General features: G+C 47.8%; 7 protein-coding genes. 5 read left to right on the forward strand and 2 right to left on the reverse strand.

From position 1 onward, the window contains the following. Positions 1-258 precede the first annotated feature (258 nt). Both EJP87_RS12350 and EJP87_RS12355 read left to right on the forward strand, forming a co-directional pair. Positions 259-1419: an AAA family ATPase gene (locus tag EJP87_RS12350; protein WP_193771349.1), complete on the forward strand. Its 1161-nt coding sequence runs from the start codon at positions 259-261 to the stop codon at positions 1417-1419. Positions 1420-1430: 11 nt separating this feature from the next. Further along, positions 1431-2333 carry a hypothetical protein gene (locus EJP87_RS12355; RefSeq protein WP_130472183.1) on the forward strand — a complete coding sequence of 301 codons (903 nt, stop codon included), beginning with the start codon at positions 1431-1433 and terminating at the stop codon, positions 2331-2333. A gap of 62 nt (positions 2334-2395) precedes the next feature. Here the strand turns inward: EJP87_RS12355 and ettA are convergent, their stop codons facing one another. After that, positions 2396-4075, reverse strand: a complete 1680-nt coding sequence (ettA, locus tag EJP87_RS12360; protein WP_130472184.1) for an energy-dependent translational throttle protein EttA — start codon at positions 4073-4075, stop codon at positions 2396-2398. 7 nt (positions 4076-4082) lie between these two features. Then, positions 4083-5015 (reverse strand): branched-chain amino acid transaminase, encoded by a 933-nt coding sequence (locus EJP87_RS12365; RefSeq protein ID WP_227657616.1) that lies wholly within the window; start codon positions 5013-5015, stop codon positions 4083-4085. Positions 5016-5257: 242 nt separating this feature from the next. Between EJP87_RS12365 and EJP87_RS12370 the strand changes: the two genes are divergently transcribed. From EJP87_RS12370 to EJP87_RS12380, 3 genes are all read left to right on the forward strand, one after another. Further along, positions 5258-5707: a hypothetical protein gene (locus tag EJP87_RS12370; protein WP_130472185.1), complete on the forward strand. Its 450-nt coding sequence runs from the start codon at positions 5258-5260 to the stop codon at positions 5705-5707. A 35-nt stretch (positions 5708-5742) separates the two neighbouring features. Next, on the forward strand, positions 5743-6138 hold the full coding sequence (locus EJP87_RS12375) for a hypothetical protein (protein ID WP_130472186.1): 396 nt from the start codon (positions 5743-5745) through the stop codon (positions 6136-6138). A 91-nt stretch (positions 6139-6229) separates the two neighbouring features. Further along, on the forward strand, positions 6230-6892 hold a 663-nt coding region (locus EJP87_RS12380), incomplete at its 3' end, for an ATP-binding protein (protein WP_193771350.1).

Below are 6892 nucleotides of genomic sequence, written 5' to 3' on the forward strand. Positions count from 1 at the left end.
TGGCAAAAACCGCCGATAGGTCGTACCCATCTCAGGGTAGAAGATCAATTGCGGTAGGGGCTTTTTGAGGAGACCCTAATGGAAGCAAGCTGTGGGTATTGGCGCGCATTTTTTGCGCCAATACCCACAGTATCCCCATGGGGGTAGAGCTGGCGAGCCAGCACGAACCTGAATAGTTACGTGTTTACTTTGTATATATATGTTTGAGTAATCAAGTAAACAGTAAATGTGTTAGATTTACTATAAATGGAGGTATATATGGCGTCGAGGCCAAAATCAACGCGACAATCAGGCAATAAAGACAAGTTCTCTTTTCGCTTAAAGCAGTTAGAAATAAATAACTTTAAGGGAATAGATCAAATTGTTCTTGATTTTCTTCCGCCAAGAATGAGGGATGATCCTGATATTTATGTAATGGGAAGTCGTAACGGTATAGGAAAAACATCAATTCTTGAGGCGTGTTCTTTATTGTTTTTGGCTGCTCTTAGTGGTACTAGATTTGCTCATGGCAGCGAACAGGATGCATTTGTACGTTTTTCAGAAATGTTTGTAAGGTCTGGATCAGAGTCAGCAGATATATCTGGTATCTTCTACATTAACGCTGAAGATGTTAAATTTACGATTCAACTAGATAAAAGTGGGAAAATTAGTGTAGGTGGAGATAAAGAAAAAATCTATAAATTTTTTGAACCATACAGAAAGAGAATGTATGATGATTTAACAGAACGTTTTCTTACTTTACTAACCGGACACTATATGGAGCCAGTTATTATGCCTCCTTGCTTATATTTTCATAGTTACAGAAAAGTGCAAGAAGGTAAGCCAGAGCTGGGCATGATGCTGGAACATGATATGATGTTTAAGCGTCGTATTATTAGATCACCATATTCAAGAATGTCAATTCAGTCTAGTGAAAATTCTTATGTGAGTATTTTTAAGCTACAGATTTTGCGTGCAATGATGGGAAGAGCCAATTTGTTTGACCTTCTTGATAGTAGTGATAACGCAGATGAGACTTTTGACAAAATCAATAATTTAATTGAAAGATATGCAGGGGGAACAATAGATAAACTGCGTCCATCTACTGATAACACTCTTGATTTCAGAATTACGCAAAAAAAGGGGGGGGTGTCCTTTGCTTTTGATGGGCTAAGTTCTGGGCAAAAAGAAATAATATCGACTCTGTTTCTAATATGGCATTATTCTAAGGATCAGCCTTGTCTAATCCTGATTGATGAACCTGAGCTGCATTTAAATGCTGAATGGCATCGCGATTTTGTTCAGCAAGTATATCAAATTGCTCCTGAGAATCAGTATATATTTGCTACGCATAGTAATGAAATGTTCAGCTCTGTAAAAGATGAAAGACGATTATTTATTGGCGCAAAACAAATTACGATGATGGAGAAATTGCAATAAGGAGATTGAAAATGTTACCTGTACAAGTCGGCGGTCATCCAGACGACGTAAATGGTCGTGTCAGACATGTTTTGTTTGTCGAAGGAAGCAGTCAGGAAGTTGACTCGATTGCCATTGGTACGCTTCTTAGAAATATGATTAGAATCGAGGCAATGGGTCCATCATTCCACTTAAAAAGTGTGGCGACTGCTTTGTACCCGTCGCATCCTAATTATTACTTTCTGATTGATCGTGACCATCACGATGATATTGTCGTTAATAGTAGTTGGAATAATTTTCCAGATAGTGCAACATCAAACTTATTAATATGGAAAAAGAAGGAGTTTGAGAACTATTTTCTCGATCCGGAATATCTTCAGGAATCAGATTTGTTAAAGCCTTTATATAGAGGAAGTAGCGGAATAAAAAAATTAGAGGAGAAGATAACCTGCTTTGCTAATCAAAGAGTATATATGGAAGTGGTAAATAGAGTTATATTAATAATAAGAGAAGAGCAAAAAGATAATTGGATTAATGTCTTTACAAATCTTTCTAATTTTGGTACTCCACAAGAAGCTGTGAAGGCGCTTACTGATATGCAAGAATTCGCATTAAGAAGGAGACAAATTGATAATTCTGTTAGTAACGACAGGATAAATGAATTGTTCAACGATGTTCTTAACTTTTTTTCTGGAAATAGTATCCCCCTTAAATTTGGTGTTGGGGAATGGTGTGCTCGTATGAGTGGAAAAGAAATACTAAGACAAATTGTTAATAGTTGTTTCCAAGTAACTGACAGAGAAGGATTACAGCTTCAGGGCGAAGAAAAATATATTGAGGCAATAAACGATCTAGTAAAAAAGAAAATGAGCGACCAACCAAGCGATTTTCAGGAATTATACAGCCTTATTAAGGATCGAATTGATAATTCTTGATAATATAGCACCATAAAGACCAAGTTGGCATATCCTCCTTGGTCTTTATGTTTGCTTATTCGTTAATGGGTCAGCTTTTTGAAGCGCACCCGGTGTGGTTGATCGGCATCGGCTCCCAGACGCAGTTTGCGATCGGCAGCATATTCCTGATAATTGCCTTCAAAGAAGGTCACCTGACCTTCATCCTCAAAAGCCAAAATATGGGTCACGATCCGGTCGAGAAACCAGCGATCGTGCGAGACGATGACAGCACTGCCAGCAAAGGTGGTGATGGCTGATTCCAGAGCTTGCAGCGTTTCCACATCCAGGTCGTTGGTGGGTTCGTCGAGCAGCAACAGGTTGCCACCACTTTTGACAACCCGGGCCAGATGCACGCGGTTGCGTTCCCCACCAGAGAGCACCTTGACCTTTTTTTGTTGATCGGCACCTTTGAAGTTAAACCAGGAGACATAGGATCGGGAGTTGATCTCGCGTCCGCCCAGATCCAACATATCCAAACCATCCGAGATCACCTCCCAGACATTTTTTTCTGGCTCCATGCCGGCACGGCTCTGGTCAACGTGTGCCAATTGTACTGTTTCGCCGAGGAGCAGACGTCCGCTATCCGGCTGTTCGACACCGGTAATCAGACGCAGCAGGGTACTTTTTCCGGCACCATTGCCGCCGATCACCCCCATGATGCCGCCGCGTGGCAGACGGAAGGAGAGTTTATCCATCAACAGACGGTCGCCATAGCCCTTGCTGATGGTATCGGCTTCGATCACCACCTCACCCAGCCGGGGACCAGAGGGGATGAACAGGCTGTTGGTTTCGCGACGCTGTTCGCGGGATTGGGCAGCCAACTCTTCATAGGCATGAATACGCGCTTTGTTTTTGGCCTGGCGGGCCCGTGGGGAGGCGCGTACCCAGGTCAGCTCCTCCTGCAAGCGACGGCGGCGGGAGTCATCCTCACGTTTTTCCTGGGCCAGACGCTGCTCTTTTTGTTCCAACCAGGAGGAGTAGTTGCCTTTCCAGGGAATGCCGTGTCCACGATCCAGCTCAAGAATCCAGCCGGCCACATTATCGAGAAAATAGCGGTCGTGGGTAACGGCAATCACGGTACCGGGATAGTTTTGCAGGAAGAGCTCCAGCCAGGCCACTGAATCGGCATCCAGGTGGTTGGTAGGCTCATCCAGCAGCAACATGTCTGGGGTGGAGAGCAGGAGGCGGCAGAGGGCCACGCGCCGTTTTTCGCCACCGGAGAGGGTTTTGACATCGGCATCCCAGGGGGGAAGACGCAAGGCATCGGCGGCAATTTCCAATTTGCGCTCCAGGTTCCAGCCATCAACCCGATCAATAGCCTCTTGCAACTCTCCCTGCTCACGGATGGTTGCATCCATCTCCTCATCGGACATGGGTTCGGCAAACTTCATGGAGAGTTCATTGTAGCGGTCGAGCAGGGCTTTGATGGGAGCGACCCCCTCTTCGACGTTACCTCGCACCCCTTTGTTGGGATCCAGCTCCGGCTCTTGCGGCAGAAAACCGGCCCGCAAGCCGTTTGCCATTTTGGCCTCTCCGGTAAATTCATGATCGACACCGGCCATGATGCGCAACAAGCTGGATTTTCCGGAGCCATTCAGACCGAGGACGCCAATTTTGGCGCCGGGCAGAAAGGAGAGGGAGATATCCTGCAAGATGATCCTTTTTGGTGGCACCACCTTGGTGACTCGGTGCATGGTAAAAACAAATTGCGGATTGGCCATCAGCGTATTACTCCACTTTGGTCAGCCAGTGAGCATAATGGGGATTGCGGCCTTGCACCACGTCGAAAAAGCGGCTTTGAATCGACTTGGTGACCGGACCGGCAGTACCGATACCGATTTGTCGTCCATCCAGTTCACGGATGGGGGTGATCTCTGCGGCGGTACCGGTGAAGAAAGCCTCTTGGGCGATGACCACCTCGTCGCGGGTGAAGCGCTGTTCGCGCACGTTGAGGCCACTCTCTTTTGCCAGTTGGATGACGGTATCGCGGGTGATGCCGTCAAGGGCAGAGTCGAGTGGTGGGGTGAGCAGGGTGCCGTCATAGCGCAGGATAAAGATATTTTCTCCAGAACCTTCTGCCACATAGCCTTCGGTGTCGAGCAGCAGAGCCTCATCGAAGCCGCAGGAGAGGGCTTCGGTTTTGGCCAAAACGGAGTTGGGATAGTTGCCCACCGATTTGGCACGGGTCATGGTGACATTGGGATGGTGGCGGGTATAGGAGGAGGTTTTGATACGGATTCCCTTTTCCATACCCTCTTCACCGAGATAGGCGCCCCATTCCCAGGCGGCGATTGCCGCACGGACCCGGCAAGATGCAGGGTTGAGCCCCATCCCTTCAGCCCCGTAGAAGATGATGGGGCGAATATAGCCGGAGCGCAATTGGTTGGCTCGGATCACTTCCACGCAGGCATCACGGATCGTGGCAACGGAAAAGGGAACCTTCATGTTGAGGATATGTGCGGAGCGGAACAGGCGGTCGATATGCTCCTGCAGACGGAATATGGCTGGTCCCTGGTTGGTGGCGTAGCAGCGGATTCCTTCAAAGACGCCAAATCCGTAGTGCAGGGTATGGGTCAAGACATGCACTTTGGCTTGCCGCCAATCCAACCATTGGCCATCCAGCCAAATTTTTCCATCCCGATCTTCCATGGATTTGCTCATCTGATTTTTTCTCCCAAGTGGTTCCACAAAAACAAGAGACCGAATCAGCCCGGAGGCGGGGGGCCAGCGGGGAGTGGTCTTTCGACTTGCAATAATTTTTTAATAAAATATCAAACGGTTCGCCTGGAATATTTCTTGATGCTCTCCCATCAATTGGTATCAAGTTTGCTGTTATGGCCGACAAGTCACTCTTTCCGTTGGGCTGTGGAGAGAGAGCGTATCTAACCAGGAGACGACGAGCAATGAACGAACCTGCATCATGTCCAGAATTGCGGACAGCGTTACCCATAGCCGGTTGCTTAAAGGGTAGCGGCATGCTCTGCACAGAGAGCGAGCAGCAAGAGAGGGTTGAGGGTAGTCCGGCATCGTCCGATTTTCAAGAGATATTAGAACAGCATGCCCGGCAAAAAGGCAACCATATCTGTGCAGGGATCTTGGAGGAGGATGCAGGCATGTTGGCCCAGGAAGAAAAGAGTACTCTCTCGGGAGCGGAAATAGAGCGGTTGTTAAGGGAAGTGTTAGAGTCAGAGAGTGTGCATTTTCATGCAAAAATAGTTGATTTTGTTGCGGAAAATGGATCAGCAAACCCGGCAAAGCAAGAGAGTGGTGTAGAGTGCCGCTCACTCTATTCTTGCTCTCAGGCCTTGATTCGACGTTATACCTATTGGTCGCAGGCGATGCACACCTGTTGATGTGAGCGCATTAATTAAACGGGACACCTTCTCTCATGAACATCTCTTTTGCGCACTCCTCGTTGGCCATCAATGAACTGCTCAATCGTCTGGCAAAAAGGGCCAGAAATGAACGTTTGGAAGCGGCATTACCATTGATCACGGCATTGCGAATCGCCTTTGCGCCGGAACGTCGCTTGCCTGGGGTGCCGATGGGGGTGTTGACGGTAACCGAGTGGTTTGATCTGTTGAATCGATGGGAGGAGCTGCTGGTTTCGGTGCCGCAGCGTCGCATTCATTTTATGCGGGCATTTTTTATGGAGGTGATTGTCAGCATGCCTCCCGATACTCCCACCTCATTGTTGCAGGCATTACAGGAGCTGGTTGGGATGATGGATCAGACATTGGCGCAGTTGGGAAAGGATGCGGAGGGCGAGGAAGAGAAAATGTGACTGCCTTTCTGCGTATCGGCTGTTTTTGCGGGGCGAGAATGCTGCTACAATGTTCCAATCAGAGATAGCCTCAGGCAGGAAGATGTGCACCATGAATCTTTACTGCTTTGAGGTGAGTATTCCTCCTGCGAGGGATGGCAGCACGACCATGGGGTTTCCAGTAGTACGCTCTCTTCAGGGCAACCGATCAGAATTGCAGCCTTTTTTTACAGTGCGCAGCCATGGCGTATTGTGGCGTTCTTTACGTGCGGCACTGGCCAAAGGGGAGGGTGTGATCGTTCTGACTGGGGCAGAAGGGGTAGGCAAAAGTCAGTTGATTATGCGTTTGCGCTCCATTTTACCGGACAGTTGGGATATGGCCTATGTTGCCGATGCCGGGCAAAGCCAAGCCTCCTTTACCCAGACCATTTGTGAATCAATTGGTGTCGAAGTGGCGGGACCAAACAGTTGGTCTATTTCCATCGAGGAGGTGTTGGATGCGCTTGCCAGTCGTGTAGAGTTTGGCCGCAATATCTTGCTGGTGGTGGATGATGCCCAGGAGATAACACAAGACAATTTGAATGTTATTAATAATTTATTATTATCTTCTGCCAGTAATGGCACCCCGCTGCAGATTTTGATGAGTGGACGGCCAGAGTTGGATCACTATCTGGAGCATGCTGCTTTTCAACTGATACGCAATGCTACCATAGCCACTTTATCGTTATCTGCCTTGACCCGGCTCGAGATTCGCGAATATGTGCATTATCAGGCA

Origin of the sequence: Candidatus Magnetaquicoccus inordinatus (assembly GCF_004217665.1) — a bacterium.
Classification (GTDB): Bacteria; Pseudomonadota; Magnetococcia; order Magnetococcales; family Magnetaquicoccaceae; genus Magnetaquicoccus; species Magnetaquicoccus inordinatus.